Consider the following 16,645-nt stretch of genomic DNA (forward strand, 5'->3'; position numbering starts at 1 on the left):
GTAGCCGTGACAGGGGTGTGACGGCACCGGCGTTGATGTGGCTTGATGCGGTCACGATGATGGCCATATGGCTGAAAACGGGGGCGGGGCGGTCAGGCCACCGCGGAACAGAACGTCTGACGATCCTGAATCCGTCGCGCGCAGACGGGCCTTCGCCGAGCTGCTGGGCGAGTTCCGGCGTACGGCGGTGCTGGTGCCGCTGGGCGACGAGCCCGGCCCGGACGGCGAACGGGGGCTGCTGACCGCCGACTGGGGCGGCATCCGCTTCATCCTCGCCTTCTCCGACGAACAGTCCCTGGCCCGTTACGCCCAAGCCCGCGACGCCTACCACCGCGAGTGGACGTACCAGACGATCCTGGGCGCCCGCCTCCTCGACGTGGCCGTCCCGGCCGCCGGGGTGCCCTGCGGGGTCGCGCTGGACTGCGCGGATGGCGAGGACGGGATGGTCTTCCCGCCCGTGCGCGGCATTGTCCCGGACGGGGCGGCCGTCGACCGTGACGAGGACGAGGGGCGTGCCGTATGACCGCCGGGGGCGGCAAGGACCTCAAGACGGACGGCCTGAGCCTGATCGCCAAGGGGCTGACGGAGGCCCTGGGGGAGCTGAAGGAACTCGGGATGGTGGGCATGGCCGGGGCCGGGCGCGGCTTCGGGGACATCGCGCTGTCCGGTCTGGAGCTGGGCCATGAGGGGCTGACGGGGCAGTTCACCTCGTTCTGCGAGCGCTGGGAGTGGGGGGTGCGGTCGCTGATCAACGAGGGCAACACGCTGGCGAAGAAGACCGGTATGGCCGCGGGCACGTACTACGAGACGGAGAAGTACGCCGAGGGCACCTTCAAGGTCGTCGCCAACGCGGCCATCGGCAATCCGTACGCCTCCGAGGAGGAGGTCACCCAGAAGGGCTGGGGCGACATCGCCACCTCCGGCGCGTTCGGCGGCGTGGACTACAGCAAGGAGTCCTTCGACCAGGCCATGGCCAACAGCGCGCAGGGCTGGAAGGACGCGGGCCGGGACGTGATGACCTCGCACACGGTCGGGCCGCTGGGCCTGAACCCGGAGAACCTGCACGGTGCGCTCGGGGTCTCCGACGCCGAGTACGACCGGATGCTGGACGACACCTTCGGCCCCTCCCCCGAAGACCGCGCCAAGGCGGCCGGACAGCAGGGCGCGGACCAGGGCGGTGAGGGCTGATGGGCCTGCTCGGCGACATCGGCGACGGCATCAAGAGCGGCGTCAACAAGGGCCTGAGCATCGGTGAGGACCTCATCGACGAGGGCAAGAAGAAGCTCGGCGAGGGCATCGACTACGCCACCGACAAGCTCGGCGACGGGCTCGACTACGTGGGTCTCGAGGGCGCGGCGGACGCCGTGGAGGACTGGGGCGACGAGGTCGCCTCGGACCTGGGCGCCACCCCCGGCGAACAGCAGCTCGGCGAGACCGAGGAGGCCAATGAGCTGATCCACGGCGACCCCGGCAAGATCCGCGAGAGCGCCAAGCACCTCAAGGACTTCCACACCGCCTTCGACAAGGTCGCCCAGGGCATGCGGAAGGTCGACTCCGACGGCTGGAAGGGCGAGGGCGGCGAGGGCTTCCGCGAGAAGTTCGGCCTCCACCCCACCAAGTGGGCACAGGCGGCACAGGCGTGCGAGACGGCGGGCGGCGCCCTGGACGCGTACGCCGACACCGTCGCCTGGGCCCAGGGGCAGGCGCAGGACGCGATCGACCTGTACAAGAAGGGCAGGAAGACCTCCGCGGACGCCGTGAAGGCGTACAACGAGAAGGCCGACGCCTACAACGCCAAGCTCAAGGCGAACGAGGACCCGGGCCCCCGGCCCGCCCCCTTCCAGGACCCCGGCAAGGCCGACCTCGCGACCGCCCGGAGCAAGCTCGCCGAGGCCCGTAAGCAGCGCAACAGCGCGGCCTCCGACGCCCAGAAGAAGGTCGAGTCCGCGCTCGCCCACGCCCCGGCCGAGCCCCCGCCGCTGGACCGCCTGGGCGACAACCTGGCCGACGGCTACCAGGCGGCGAACGTCGAACTCACCCATGTCGTCGGCGGCGTCCTCAAGGGCGGCGCGGGGCTGGTCAACTTCGCCCGCGGCCTCAACCCCACCGACCCCTACAACCTCACCCACCCGGCCGCGTACCTCCAGAACGCCTCCACGACGCTCTCCGGCCTCGTCTCCACCGCCGCCCACCCCGAGCGCGTGGTGCAGGCCGCGGTGGACGGCTTCACCAAGGACCCCTCCGAGTTCGTCGGCCGCCTCATCCCCGAACTCGTCGGCACCAAGGGCGCGGGGCTCGCCCGGGGCGGACTGCGCCTCGGGATCCGGGCCGGCGAGAAGGCCGCGCTGCGCGAAGGGGAGAACGTCGCCCGCAAGGCGGTGGAGAAGGAGCCGCACGCCCGGACGGAGACTCCGCGGGAGAAGTACGAGCACGACCCCAGCGACCCGATCGACCTGGTCACCGGCAAGATGTACCTGCCGGAGACCGACATCACGCTTCCGGGCACGCTGCCGCTGGTGTTCCGGCGCCGGGTGGAGTCCGGTTCGCGCCTGGGCCGCTGGTTCGGCCCGTCGTGGACCTCGACGCTGGACCAGCGTCTGGAGATCGACGCCGAGGGCGTCATCCTCGTCACCGAGGACGGTCTGCTCCTCACGTACCCGCATCCGGCACCCGGCGTCCCGACCCTGCCCACGCACGGCAGCCGCCGCTGGCCCCTGGACCGCCTCGACGGCGGCTACACCGTCGGCGACCCGCACACCGGCCGCACCTGGCACTTCGCCGACCAGGGCGAGGACCGGGCCGTCCTGGAACAGATCGACGACCGCAACGGCAACTGGATCACCTTCGAACACGATGCCGAGGGCACCCCACTCGCCGTCGTCTCCTCCGGCGGCTACCGCCTGAAGGTCACGGTGGAAGACAGCCGGGTCACGGCCCTGCGCCTGGCCGGTGCGGGCCCCGACGGGGCGGACCAGGAGATCAAGCGCTACGCCTACTCCGAGGCCGGCGACCTCATCCAGGTCTTCAACTCCTCGGGTCTGCCCCTTCAGTTCACCTACGACGACCGTGGCCGCGTCACCTCCTGGACCGACAGCAACGACCGCTCGTACACCTACACGTACGACGACCGGGACCGGTGCGTCGCCGAGGGCGGTGCCGCCGGGCACATGACGCTGCGTCTGTCGTACGACGAGGTGGACGAGGCCACCGGATACCGTGTCACCACGACGACCAGCGCGGAAGGCCACCGCATCCGCTATCTCATCGATCACGACGGCCAGGTGATCGCGGAGACGGACCCGCTGGGCCACACCACACGCTTCACCCGTGACCGTTTCGGCCAGGTCCTGACCCGGACGGATCCGCTCGGCCACGTCACGTCGTACGCTTACGACGACGCCGGGAACGTCCTCGTGGTCGTACGTCCCGACGGCCGCGAAGTCACCGCGGAGTACGCCGAGTTCGGTCTTCCGTCCCGGATCAGGAGTGCGGACGGGACCACCACGCACCACACCTACGACGACCGCGGCAACCGCGTGTCGACGACGAGCCCTTCGGGACGCACCACCGTCTTCGCCTACGACGAGGCGGGCCGTCTGACCACCGTCACCGATCCGCTCGGCCACGTCACGACCGTCCGCTGCGACCGGGCGGGCCTGCCGGTGGAGATCACGGACCCGCTCGGCGCCGTCACCCGCTACGAGCGCGACGCCTTCGGCCGCCCGGTGCGTCTGGTCGACCCGACGGGGCTCGTCACCCAACTGGAGTGGACGGTCGAGGGGCACCTGGCCCGCCGTGTCTCACCCGACGGCACCAGCGAGTCCTGGACGTACGACGGCGAGGGCAACCGCACCAGCCACACCGACCCCGTCGGCGGCACCACCCGCTACGAGTACACCCACTTCGACCTCCTCACCGCCCGCACCACGCCCGAAGGCGCCCGCTACGAGTTCTCCCACGACAGCGAACTCCGCCTCACCCAGGTCACCAACCCCCAGGGCCTGACCTGGACCTACGCCTACGATCCCGCCGGACGCCTGACGACCGAGACGGACTTCGACGGCCGCACCCTCACCTACACCCACGACGCCGCGGGCCGCCTCACGTCCAGGACCAACGCCCTGGACCAGACGACCTCCTACGCGCGCGACGCCCTCGGCCGCACCACCGCCAAGGACGCGGACGGCCAGGTCACCACCTACGCCTACGACCTCACCGACCAGGTCGCCGAAGCCACGGGTCCCGACGGCACACGCCTGACGATCCTGCGCGACCGGTACGGCCGCGTCCGCTCCGAGACAGTCGACGGCCGCACCATCGCCTACGCGTACGACGGGTTGGGCCGCCGCACCGGTCGGACCACGCCCACCGGGGCACGCACGACCTGGTCGTACGACGCGGCGGGCCGCCCGGTGGACCTGGTCGTCTCCGGCCGCCCCGTCGACATCGGCTACGACGCGGCCGGGCGCGAGCTCACGCGCGGCATCGGCGGCTTCCTCACCCTCGAGAACACCTTCGACCCGATGGGCCGGCTGTCCGCACAGACGGCGACGGCGGGCGCGGACGGACGCACGCTCCAGCGCCGTGCCTACACCTACCGCGCCGACGGCAACCTCACCGCCCTCGACGACCACCTCGACGGCCCCCGCACCTTCGACCTCGACCCGGCAGGCCGCGTCACCGCCGTCCGTGCCGCCGGCTGGACGGAGACCTACGCCTACGACGCGGCCGGTAACCAGACGACGGCCGACTGGCCCGCTTCCCACCCCGGCCACGAGGCCACCGGCGAGCGCGGCTACGCGGGCACCGGCATAGTCCGGGCCGGTGGCGTCCGTTACGAGCACGACGCGCTGGGCCGGGTCACGCTCCGCCAGAAGACCCGCCTCTCCCGCAAGCCGGACACCTGGGCTTACGCGTGGGACGCCGAGGACCGCCTGACCCGGGTCACCACGCCCGACGGAACGGTGTGGCGCTACACGTACGACCCGAAGGGCCGGCGCACGGCGAAGCTGCGCATGGCGGCGGACGGCACGACCGTCGCCGAGCGCACCACGTTCACCTGGGACGACACGACCCTGTGCGAGCAGACCCAGCACTCGGCGGACCTGCCCCATCCGATCACCCTCACCTGGGACCACCGCGGCCTGCACCCCATCGCGCAGACCGAACGCATCACCGCGGCCCAGGACCCGCAGGAGGAGATCGACTCCCGTTTCTTCGCCATCGTCACCGACCTCGTCGGCACCCCGCGCGAACTGATCGACGAGCGCGGCGACATCGCCTGGCGGACCCGCAGCACCCTGTGGGGCACCACCACCTGGGACACGAGCGCGACCGCTTACACGCCACTGCGCTTTCCCGGCCAGTACTTCGACCCCGAAACAGGTCTGCACTACAACTACTTCCGGCACTACGACCCGGAAACCGCCCAATATCTCACGTCCGACCCTCTGGGTCTCGCGCCGGCACCGAATTCGTCGTCCTACGTCACGAATCCGCACACCATCTGTGACCCCTTGGGGCTGATGCCCTCCGACTACAAGGAGATCACCTACGGCGAGTCCAAGGGTGTTGGCAAGGATCTCAAACGGACGGCGCAGGTCGGCGACGACGGCTGGCAATTCAATACCGGCCACGGATACGACCGCCCGCACCAGGGCCCCAACGGCGTCAACGATTTGCGGACCACCGGCCTGACTCCCGACCAGATCGAGCAGGGAATCGTCAACTCCGTCTACGATCACATGAAGAACGGTGGGACCGTGCCCCGCGTGGGGCCGGGATTCACCGGCCCCATGGACGGGTCCGTCAAGATCGGGGGCCATGACATCGGGTACCGCGTCTCCCAGACACCCGACTCTGTGTACCGTGTGGCCACGTACTGGCTCAACCCGTGAACGAAATCGGATCATGACTGAACTGACGCAGCTGACCCAAGAATTGATCGATTCGACTTACGAGGAGGGTGCGCCGCGCCTTCCTGACCCTGTCCGGGATTTCATCGAGAAAATCACGTTCGCCACGCCTGAAGAAATCCTCCCGGCGCTGCGCGGCGCGCTGGCCGAGGACTGGATGGCCATGCCGGTCTGGGCCCGAAATCTCGCGTACCGACTGGCCTGCCTACAGCACCCGGACGACCCCGCACTCCTGCGCGAGGCGGCGGCCGACCTCCTGTCTTTCGGACCCGACTGGGATCGCTTCGCGGAAGACCTGAAGGCCCGAGCCGCCCGCCTGGACGGCTGATTCCGCCCTTGCCGGAAATCTCATCGACCCTGCGCCCGAACGGAACGTCGCGGGCGGCCCTCATCGAGTCAAGGTGGCGCCTGAACCCGACGAGGTGGTGATCGGAGATCCGGATGGCGGCAAGGCCCGTGGCAACGGGCTCGAAGGGCCTGCGCACTTTGGTCACATCCGGCAAGGTGCGGCTCGATGCGCCCGAACCGCTGCCCCATGCCGCCGGAGAGGGTCACGCCGCGACGATGCCCTCCATGCCACCGGTCTCGGCGGAGAAACGGGGCAGGCCGTCGGTGGCCTTGGTGACCAGCGTCAGCTTGCCGTCGGCCCCGACCTCGTAGCTGCTGACCGTCGACTTCTCCGCCTCGGTGACGACCATCCGGCCGCCCTGATCGAAGGTGAAGCCGAAGGGGACGTTGCCCGCCGACTTGTTCGAGACCGCCTCCCGGGCGAGCGAGCCGTCGGACCCGACGGGGAAGACCTCGATCGAGTTCGTCGACTTGATGGTCACCGCCAGGTTCTTGCCGTCGGGCGTGAACGAGACCTGCGCGGGGTTGTCGCTGAAAACGGGCACCGCCGGGCCCTTGACACCCAGCGAGCGCTTGGAGCCGGGCATGGGCTTCAGACCGTTGTCGGTGATGGTGAAGCCCTGTACCGACGCCTCGCCACCGCCATTGAGCACATAGGCGGTATCGCCGTACACCGCGACCGACAACGGGAAGTCACCCCCTGAGGAGACCGAGTGGCGGTCCGAGAGCTTCTGACCGGACACACTGAACGAGGTGACCGACCCGCTACCCGCGTTGACGCCGATGAGCATCCGGTGACGCGCGTCGTACACCAGGGAACCCTGCGAGGCCAGGGCGTCCGTGGGCGCGCCCGTGGCAACCGCTCCCTTTCCTCCGGTCTTGTACGTGCCGGCGGCGGTCAGTTCGCCGGTGTCGGAGCGCTTGAAGGCATGAATGGTGTTGCCGGACACCTCGTTGCCCTGCACGAACACCGCGTGGTCCGCCCCGGCTGCGGCCGGGGCGGACTCCTCGCTGGCGTTGGCCAGACTGAACGTCGCCACGGCAGCCGCCAAGCGCAGAACGCGCCGGATCGTGGCGGCGGCAATCCGATGGCCAAGCCATCGCGGTTCACCCTGGCTCCTGACGTATTCCCAGGTCGGCTCTCCCTCTCCAGACGCTGGATGAGCGCCGCAATCCCTTCCGGCAACGGTGGCCGGAGGTTCCTGCGCAGCCCGCCGAGCACGAGACGGCTCCCGAACGGTTCGGCCAGCGGCCGTTCCTCCGCACGACGTCACTCGATCCGTCGAAGTGTGAGGAACGGCCGCCCGGCTGCCTGGGGGGGGGGAAGGACGATCAGCGGGTCAGGCGGCCGCCGAGGCCACGCAGCAGGCTCAGAGGCCGAAGAACTGCACAGCTGCCGCGGCCATGCCCCCCATCGGCAGCTGATGCCCGGCTCCGGAGACGCTGATGGCTTCCAGCCGCACAGCGCCGTCGGTGCCGGCGAAACGCTGCCGCGTCCAGTTCGGCTGCGGCTGGTCCGTCGAGGTCGGCGTCTGGCTCAGCCCGAAGACGTCCGCCCACTGCTTGGTCTCCTCCTGCATGAGCTGGAACGGCACGAGGGTGTCGTTGGTGCCGTGCCACAGCTGTACGCGAGGACGGGTGCCCGCGTAGCCAGGGTATGCCTGCCGGACCAGGTTGCCCCACTCCTGTGCCGTCTTGTGCATGTTCCCGCCCACACACTTGCTCGTCCACGGCGGGAAGTCGGCCTCGTTCGCGAAGCAGCCGAAGGGGACGCCCATGAACGCCGAACCGGCCTTGAAGACGTCCGGGTAGTCGGCCAGCAGCGCGGTGGTCTCCATGCCGCCGGACGAACTGCCGGTGACGAAGACCCGCTGCGGGTCGCCGTTGTAGCGCTGTTCCACATAGGACACCATCGAGACGACCGAGGCCGGGTCGCTCCCTCCGTTGTGGTGTTTGGAGGCATCGGACCACACGTCGAAGCAGTTGCTCATCGCCGTCTGCTTCGTGGCGGTCGGATAGATGACGACGAAGCCGCGCTGGTCGGCCAGCGACGCGAACTCGCTGCCCTGGTGGAAGCCCGGTCCCGAGCCGCCACAGCCGTGCATGGCGACCACGATCGCCGGCTTGGCCGGGCGGGAGTCCGGCACGTACACGTGCATGCGCAGGTTGCCCGGGTTGCTGCCGAAGTTCGTCACCTCCACGAGCGAAGCCGCCGTTGCCTGCGGCGCGAAAACGAGACCGGAGACGAGGAGTGCCAAGGCACCGGCGACAGCCGCCAGCACGGTTCTGATTGCGGTCATGGTGCAACCACCTCCTAGTGATCACGAGACTCACTCATGAGATTAGGCATGTCCATGACACTCGACAACATCGCGCCCCATGTTGACTCAAGGCACTCCGAGGCACCCCCTGGCGCCGAACACTTTATGAAAACTTTCGGAGATTTCATAGATTTTTTTCGCCGGATACGGCTCCCTTACCGAGCTGACACCACACTTCCACCACGACCCAACAGGTCTCAGATCAGCTGTGTGATGCGGAATCAGCCATCCACACAGGAACAAACAGCAGCCCGAAAACTTCCGGAAGCATCTGATGGCGTCGGTCATTGGCCCTGGTGCCTGTCACCATTTCCAGCGCACCAGCCGGCGGTGCCGGGTCAGCAGGGTGCCCGGAGCGACCAGGCGATGGCGACGTAAGGCAGGTGGCAGGTGCCGGGCGAGAGATCGACGTCTTCGGCACCGGGCTCTACCTGGGTGCCGACATCGACGCGGTGATCGCCCGCATCGCCGCGGACCCGGCCGTCTGCGACGGCCTGGTGACGGCCGAATACCCCGTCGAGCAGGCCGCCGCGGCCTTCGCGGCGACCGACGATCCGGAACAGGTCAAAGTCCTCATCAGCTGGCCCGAACCAGCCGCGGGCTGACGCACCCGTGGCCCAGCGCCATCATGTCTCAACGAGGAGATCCGATGTCCCGTCCCCAACCTCACTCCCCCGCAGTCTCCGCGACTCCCCCGGTCGGCCGGCCGCCCCGTATGTCCAAGGTGGCGTTCGGCAGTTTCGCCGGCGCACTCATCGAGTGGTACGACTTCTTCGTCTTCGGCACCGCGGCGGCCCTCGTCCTCGGCAAGCTCTTCTTCCCCGGCGACAACTCCACGCTGGCCACCCTCAGCGCCTTCGCGACCTACGGCGTCGGCTTCCTCGCGCGTCCCCTGGGCGGCATCGTGTTCGGCCACCTCGGCGACCGTGTGGGACGCAAGAAGGCATTGATCACCACCTTGGTCATAGTCGGCGCCAGCACCTTCGCGATCGGCCTGCTGCCCACCTACGAAACGGTCGGGTACCTCGCGCCGGGGCTGCTGGTGCTGCTGCGGCTCATCCAGGGCTTCGGGCTCGGCGGTGAGTACGGCGGCGCGTCCCTGATGACGGTCGAACACGCGCCGCTGCACCGGCGTGGCCTGTGGGGTTCCATTCCGCAGGCCGCCGCCTCCACCGGCATCCTGCTGGCCACCGGTGTCTTCGCGCTCGTCACCCGGCTGCCCGACGAGCAGCTCTACGCCTGGGGCTGGCGGATGCCGTTCCTGCTGAGCGCGGTGATGACGATCGTGGGCTTCTTCATCCGCACCAAGATCACGGAAACTCCCGACTTCGAACGCCTGAAGAAGACCAACACGGTGGCCCGGCGCCCCCTGGCCGACCTGATGCGCAATCCCCGGCCGGTGATTCTCACCTTCGGCGCCCGGATCGCCGAGGCGGTCTCCTCCAACATCGGCAACGCCTTCGCCATCTCGTACGTCGCCGGGCACCTCACCGTCGACCGGACGGTGCCCCTCAACGCCATGCTGGTGGCCTCGGCCCTCGGCATCGTGGCGACACCACTGTTCGGGGCCCTGACCGACATCGTGGGGCGCCGGCCCGTCTATCTCGCGGGCGCGGCCTTCGTGGTCCTGTCGGCATACCCGTTCTTCCTGCTCCTCGACACCCGGTCCACAGCCCTCATCTGGACCGCGATGATCGCGATGTACATCTTCGGGCCGACCCTGATGTTCGCCGGGCAGGCGACCTTCTTCACCGAGATGTTCGGCCCGAACGTCCGGTACACCGGGCTCTCCGTCGCATACCAGGGCTCCGCCGTGCTGGGCGGGCTCACCCCGCTCATCGCGGCGGCGCTGCTGACGACAGCAGGTGACCGACCGTGGCTCGTCGCGGGATTCCTGGTCCTGTGCGGACTCGTCACCACGTGGTGCGTGTACCGCAGTCCGGAAACGCTCCCCCAGCGCGCGGAACGCACCGCTGAGCCGGCGCGGGAAGGTACGGAGGTGTCCGGGGTTTCATGACCGTACCGGACAGCCCCGGGCCGCCGCGGCCCGTCACGCAACGGTGCGTGACGGGCCGCGGCGGCTCCTCCCGACTCCGGATGAGACCTCCGGGAGCGCGGCAGCCGGTGGACCGCGCGCAACGGTGCCGCCCGCCCCGACGGCCGGGTCCAGCGCACGTGCGGGCCCAGCCGGCCTGACGAGGCGTTACTGGCCGCTGGTGTTCCAGTAGACGTTGTAGTTGTGGCCATGCGCGTCGTGGAACGGGCCCAGTCCGACGGTGGAGCCGTTGGCGGTGGCCGTGAAGGCGAGCGAGCCGCTGCTGGTCCGTGTGATCGAGGACGTCTTCAGGGACGGGAGGGAGGTGAGCGTGGTGTTGCCGTAGTTGCCGGACAGCACCACCGGTCCGTAGGTGATCGCGGCGGTGTTCGCGTTGTCGTTGGCCGCCCGCATGATGATCCGCATGGGCAGGCGGACGGTGACCGTGTCGCCGGAGGTCCAGGAACGGGTCAGGGTGGCGTAGCTGCCAGGGGTTGCGGTGATGTTCTGCGTCGTACCGTTGACGCTGATGGTGGCCCCGGCGGTCCAGCTCGGGATGCGGACGCGCATCGTCCAGGTACCGCTGACGTTTCCGGTGACCTGCAGGGTCGTGGTGTCGCTGACGGGGTACGACGTGGTCTGGGTGACCGTGATCCCCCGCTGTGTCCAGTTGAGCACCGAAGGCATGAACAGGTTCACGATCAGCGTGGTGTCGCTGGAGAAGTAGACGGAGTCCATCAGCTTGGTGTGCATCTCAAGGCCGGTGCCCTGACAGCACCAGAAGCTGTCGTAGTCGGTACTCCAGGTGCCACCGCCCCACGCCGGACCCACGCCACGTCGGCCCCCCGGGTTGAGCGGGGTGAAGTAGGTGACGTGGCCGTGGTTGTCGGCCGGGTTCTGCTGGCCGATCATCTGGTTCAGCCACGCCCGTTCGTAGTAGTCGAGCAGCGCGGCCCGGTTCGGATCCAGCGTGAACAGCTCCCGGGTGAGCGTGAGCATGTTGTACGTGTTGCAGCTTTCGCACGTGTCGCGGTTCAGGTAAGCGGCGATGGCGTTCGGGGGGTGGAAGTGCTCCGCCTGGCTGTTGCCGCCGATGACGTAGGTGTGCGCGTCGACGCAGATGTTCCAGGCGTTGAAGGCGATGTCCCGGTAGCGGGTGGTACCGGTGGCCTGGTACTCCCGGGCGGCGCCGATCCACTTGGGCACCTGGGTGTTGGCGTGCAGTCCGTTCAGCCGGTCCTGATGGGACGCCAGCGGGTCGAATACCGCGGCGTGGTCGAACCGCTGGGCGGTGGTGAGCCATCGCGAGTCGCCGGTCTGCTGGTAGATGTCGGCCAGCACGGCGTTCATCCCCCCGAACTCCGTCCTCAGCACGGACTGCATCTGCCCGCTGCTCAGCCGACCCGTGCGCCGGTCGACCCACCCTGCCAGACCCAACAGCACGTCACGGGCTTGGGTACTGCCCATAGAGCGCCACACATCCAGCAGACCGGCCAGGATCTTGTGGATGACGTAGTACGGCACGTTGCCGTTGGACAGGGTTCCCGCCTCGAGAGCAGTGAATTCGGACTCGGGGAAGCCGGACAGGTACCCGGTGTTGAACCCGGCGGCGCCGTTGTTGGCCTGGCACTTGGCCAACTCGGCGACCATATGGGCGGCCTTGTCCCGGCAGGTGGTGTCCCCCGTCACGGCATACACCTGCGCCCATGCCGTGAGGAAGTGCCCCTGCGCATGGGAGCGGAAGGGGAACGTCGGCACGTCCCACCCACCGTTGGATGCCGCGCCGTTGGTGGACAGCCGGTGGTTGGCACGGAAGTTGTACAGCAACCGCTCGGCATCGACGAACCGCAGGTAGTTCCGCGTGCGGTTCTGGTTGTCCAGCCATCGGCTCGCGGTCAACTGGACCTGACCGAGTGCGAAAGGAAGGGCGGACACGCCGATACCGGCCCGCCCAGAGGTGCTTGCCGCTCGGGCGGGCGAGGATCCGATGACGGATTCCGCGGCGGAGACCGCGGCCGTGGCCCCGCTCGCCTGCAGCAGTCGTCGTCGACTGATGGAGGAGGACATGTGCACCCTTCCCGTGGTCAAGGAAAGCGGATACGTCCAATGTGTCGCGGCCGGCGCCGACCCGTGTCACAGGGCTACAGGGTCGCCCCCCCGTTCGGGCCCTCCCGCTCCAGGAGGGCGTGTAAGCGGCCACACCACTGCATGATTCTGGCGGCCGCGCCGGGAGTGTCAATACCTGACACCGCATCAGTCGTTCCGGTTTCGTCGGACCAATGCACCAGGGCCGGGTGAACGAGGGCAACGGGGAGTGGCGAACCGGACCGGGAGGTGCCGGTCGCTCGGCGGCGGAGTGCGCGGTCACCCCTCGTCGGCCGAAATGAGCGAGGTTCCCGACCGGGCCGGCGCCCGCCACCTGCCGATTGCCGCCCCGTTCGGCGACATGGGCCGGGGTGGGCGGGCCGGTTTCCGGACGCGGGCGACGCGAGAGGTGTGGACGTCCGCGCCGGGCCGCCTACGAGCGCGCCTGGACCCGCGACGACCGCGGGCTCATCCGGACACCACAGCCCGCCCCACAGACCCCGCCCCCCGGACGTCGCCGTCACCAGCGCGGACTGGGCCGCCCGGACGGCCCGGAGCGAACGGGCCTTCGCCCGGCGCTTCCACGCGGAGACCGGCGACAGCCCCGCCGCCTTCACCCGCGCCTTCGGCCTGCCGCCGTCCTGTTTCACCACCAGCGGGCAAGGCGGCCGCCCCCGCCGGGCCGGACGGGCCTGACGGCGCTCCCGGCACCGGCCCGGCCCGCCGGGGCCGGTGGGATCCGGCGGGCGCGGAGCGGTCAGCGCACCGTCAGGCGCCGCAGGCGTGGCGCCTCCGCGGGCGCCGGCCCGTCGACCTCGAGGCTGACGTAGCGGGCCGTCTCGGAGGCGGTCAGCCGGCGCACGCGGCCCCGGCCGGTGAGGGGCCCGGCGTCCCGGTAGGTGATGCCGTCCGTGCTGAAGCCGACCTTCACGCCCGGCGCCGCGCCCGCCGTCCACTCGGTCTCCACCAGGCGGACCGGGCGGGCCGCGCCGAGGTCCACGACCATGCGGCCGCGCGTGCCCGGCTGCCAGGCGGTGTTGGCGTCGCCGTCCACCGCCGCCGCGGGGTCGGACATACCCTCCGGCAGCGGGCTCGTGGGAAAGACAGTCCTGCCGAGGGCCAGATCGTCGCGCGGGTGGGCGACCGCGCCGGCCAGGACGACGGTGATCGTCCGGTCCGCTCCGACCACGACGACCTCACTGCGCCCCTGGGCCTGGACGCGCAGAGTGCAGGAGGCCCCGGACAGGCGCACAGTCGCGCCGTCGACGACCTCGACCCGCAGGCCCGACGGCAGGCCCCGGCCCGTGACAGGGGTGAGCGTGAAGCGCGGGGGCAGCACGACCGCCGTGGCGGCGGGCAGCGCGGCCTCGAAGGACGTGCCGTCGGCGGTCAGCGTCTGTGTGCCCTCGAAGACCACGGTGTCCGTGCCGGTGCCCGGGATCGTGATCCGCGTTCTGACGGACTCACCGGAGAGGTTGAACAGGGTCAGGTGTCCGTCCGTCAGCGTCGTGCGCACCTCGGTGGCCTCCGCCGAGGGCGTGGCCCTCCGGGCGATCGCGCGCAGCTCCCCGGCCGAGGTGCCGGGGAAGCCCTCGACGAGGAGGGGCGCCGCCGGGCCGTCGCCGAGGACGATCGTGTCGTCGTGGACGCTGATCGGGTTCCGGCCATCACGCACCACCAGCCCGGCGCGTCCCTCGACATCGAGCCAGCCGCCGCGGCTGCTCACCGCGGGCCTCGGCCCGGTCGCCAGGTCCCGCCAGTCCCGGCCGTCGGTCGAGCCCTGGACGCGGTAGGCGCGGCCGGCCGCCGATTCCCAAGCCAGGGTGACCCGGTCGATCCGGTGCTCGGCGCCGAGGTCGACGGCCAGCCAGCTGTCGGCGCGCGGACGGTCGGCCCTGGACACCGCCCAGCGGGTGGCCGCGTCGCCGTCGACCGCGAGCGGCGCGCCCCTCCCGGTGTCGGCCGACGAGGCGGTGGCGGACCCGCCGCGCGCGAGGTCCGCGCCCTGGGCGCCGTCGCGCACCTCGAAGGCGTACAGGGAGTACCCGTAGGCCGGGTCGGGCCGCACGCCGAGCATGCGGACGTGGCGCACCGTCGTGGGGGTGAAGCCGAGGTCGTCGACCCGACCGGCGGGTGTGCCGGTGACGGTGTCGCGGGCGCGGACGGTCGCCTCGCCCTCCTCGAAGCGGTAGGTGCGCGTGCCGTCGAGCCCGGGCATGCCGGGCATCGTCAGGTTGTGCACCTCGAGCCGGCCCTCCGCGTCGCCGGTGCCGCCGCTCGCGTAGACGACCGAGCCCGTCGGGAGCGTCGCGAACCCGGCCCAGCCGCCGTCGAGGCGCAGGAGCGTCGCGCTGCCGTCGAAGCCGTCGCGCGGGGACTCGTACACGCGCACGGTACGGCCCTGGACCTTCGCGGCGGTGGCGGGCAGGAACATCGGGGTCGCGCCGCCGAGCCGGAACAGCCAGTCGTCGTGGCCCGGCTGCCAGGCGAACTTCACGAACCCGGCCTTCGTCACGGCACCGGCCCACGCGGTGGGCGACTGGTGCGAGACCAGCCCGGGGCCGGTCCCGAAGTCCGTGACACCGGAGGCCCGCGCGAAGAGTTCCTCGCGCGACAGCGCCTCGACGGGCCGCCCGGACGCCGCCGCACACACGTGCAGCAGGTAGCTAATCGCGATCTCGGCGCGTGCCTCCGGCTCGTACTTCGGCTCCCCCGAGAACTTCGCCATCCGGTGCTCGGGCGGGTACTGCTGGTACGCCTCCAGCCGTGCCGCCAGCTCCTGCTCCGCGCGCGCCGCGGCCCCGTCGCGCATCACCTGGGAGAGGAAGGCGAGGGGGATGACGTCCCTGCCGTAGAGGTGCTCACGGTCGGCGACCATCGGCATCAGGGGTTCGCCCGCGTCGCTCATGACGCCCAGCAGCGTGCGCCACAGCGGCTCGGCGTTCGGCTGCCGTGCGAGGACCTGTGGGAGGGGGCGTCCGGCGGCCAGGAAATGCGCGGCGTTGCGGCCGGAGGTGCGCCACAGCTCCTCCTGGTAGTGCGGGCCGAAGGAGCCGTGGTTCTCGACGATGAAGGTGTCGTACAGGTTGCGGGCGGTGTTCTCGGAGACGGCGACGCCGTCCACGCGGGCGGGGTTGGCGAGGTCGGCGGGCGGCAGCCCCGCCTCGTTGCGCGACCAGATGCCGTACCACGTGGCCCAGTCGGCGGCGCGGTGGTCGTCGTGGGCCCAGGCGAGCGCGGGTGCGAGGGTCTGCGCGTACAGGCCCATCTCCTCCAGCTTGGTGTCGCCGATGTGTCCGCCGCTCAGGCCGTTCGGCGTCCAGGCGCCCGAGGCGGGGTCGTCGCCGCTGCCCAACGACGCGGTGTAGGCGGCCTGTTCGCGGACGATGGTCTCGACGTTGTGCCGGGTCGCGGTGTCGAGGTCCTGCCACAGCAGCCGGGCGGCGAGGACGAAGTACGACTGGAAGGTGGTGTCGAAGAAGAGCTTGCGGCCCCACTCGTCGCCGCCGGTGAGCCGGTTCGACGCGGCGAAGTGGCGGATGGTGGCGAGCGTGTGCCGTTCGAGGGTCTCCCGGTCGGTGCCCGCGCGCGCCGCGTCGTAGGTGCCGTGGGTGAGCAGCACCGCGTTGCCGAGGACCACGGCGAACCCGAAGTCCTTGGCGGTGTAGTGGCCCTTGGCCTCGTCCCACTGCGTCTCGGACCACCGGGTGTGGTCCGAGAGCACCCGCAGGTAGGTGGCCGCGACGGCGTCGGGCGGCGTATCCGCGCGGCCGTGCGCGGCGTGGGCGCTCGCGGCACCGGTGAGCGGAGGCAGGGCGGCCAGCGCGCCCGTGAGCCCGGCGAGGTGCAGGAAGCGGCGGCGGCGCAGGGGTGGGGACGGGTGCGACATGGGGCGACACCTCGATGCTAGACAACGTTGTCAGAAGGGACCCGCACATTCT

10 protein-coding genes are annotated in these 16,645 nt (G+C 70.3%); 6 read left to right on the top strand and 4 right to left on the bottom strand.

Annotated features, from left to right (window positions below; genetic code table 11):
• The first annotated feature begins 67 nt into the window (after positions 1–67).
• From ASC60_RS30855 to ASC60_RS30870, 4 genes are read left to right on the top strand one after another with little or no spacing between them, the layout of a single operon-like run.
• Complete coding sequence (locus tag ASC60_RS30855; protein WP_079038730.1) at positions 68–523, top strand: hypothetical protein; 456 nt, start codon at positions 68–70, stop codon at positions 521–523.
• On the top strand, positions 520–1,188 hold the full coding sequence (locus tag ASC60_RS30860) for a hypothetical protein (RefSeq protein ID WP_055556730.1): 669 nt from the start codon (positions 520–522) through the stop codon (positions 1,186–1,188). Before ASC60_RS30855 ends, ASC60_RS30860 begins: the two co-directional genes overlap by 4 nt.
• Positions 1,188–5,897: a putative T7SS-secreted protein gene (locus tag ASC60_RS30865; RefSeq protein ID WP_055556731.1), complete on the top strand. Its 4,710-nt coding sequence runs from the start codon at positions 1,188–1,190 to the stop codon at positions 5,895–5,897. Before ASC60_RS30860 ends, ASC60_RS30865 begins: the two co-directional genes overlap by 1 nt.
• A 13-nt stretch (positions 5,898–5,910) precedes the next feature.
• Positions 5,911–6,243, top strand: a complete 333-nt coding sequence (locus tag ASC60_RS30870; protein ID WP_055556732.1) for a hypothetical protein — start codon at positions 5,911–5,913, stop codon at positions 6,241–6,243.
• A 223-nt stretch (positions 6,244–6,466) separates the two neighbouring features.
• Here the strand turns inward: ASC60_RS30870 and ASC60_RS30875 are convergent, their stop codons facing one another.
• Entirely contained in the window at positions 6,467–7,303 is an 837-nt protein-coding gene (locus tag ASC60_RS30875; protein ID WP_055556733.1) for a beta-propeller fold lactonase family protein, read from the bottom strand.
• A 330-nt stretch (positions 7,304–7,633) separates the two neighbouring features.
• Positions 7,634–8,563, bottom strand: coding sequence for a PHB depolymerase family esterase (locus ASC60_RS30880; RefSeq protein ID WP_055556735.1), 930 nt, complete (start codon positions 8,561–8,563; stop codon positions 7,634–7,636).
• A gap of 404 nt (positions 8,564–8,967) precedes the next feature.
• On the opposite strand from ASC60_RS30880, the gene ASC60_RS30885 reads away from it, so the two are divergent.
• Both ASC60_RS30885 and ASC60_RS30890 read left to right on the top strand, forming a co-directional pair.
• Positions 8,968–9,189: a hypothetical protein gene (locus ASC60_RS30885; RefSeq protein WP_055556737.1), complete on the top strand. Its 222-nt coding sequence runs from the start codon at positions 8,968–8,970 to the stop codon at positions 9,187–9,189.
• 44 nt (positions 9,190–9,233) lie between these two features.
• Complete coding sequence (locus tag ASC60_RS30890) at positions 9,234–10,601, top strand: MFS transporter (protein ID WP_199831092.1); 1,368 nt, start codon at positions 9,234–9,236, stop codon at positions 10,599–10,601.
• Between the two features lie 186 nt (positions 10,602–10,787).
• Here the strand turns inward: ASC60_RS30890 and ASC60_RS30895 are convergent, their stop codons facing one another.
• Both ASC60_RS30895 and ASC60_RS30900 read right to left on the bottom strand, forming a co-directional pair.
• Complete coding sequence (locus ASC60_RS30895; protein WP_234357206.1) at positions 10,788–12,686, bottom strand: beta-L-arabinofuranosidase domain-containing protein; 1,899 nt, start codon at positions 12,684–12,686, stop codon at positions 10,788–10,790.
• Positions 12,687–13,461: 775 nt separating this feature from the next.
• Positions 13,462–16,593, bottom strand: coding sequence for a discoidin domain-containing protein (locus ASC60_RS30900; protein WP_055556739.1), 3,132 nt, complete (start codon positions 16,591–16,593; stop codon positions 13,462–13,464).
• Positions 16,594–16,645: the final 52 nt, after the last annotated feature.

Source organism: Streptomyces sp. NBRC 110028 (assembly GCF_001417735.1).
In the GTDB taxonomy this organism is placed as follows: domain Bacteria; phylum Actinomycetota; class Actinomycetes; order Streptomycetales; family Streptomycetaceae; genus Streptomyces.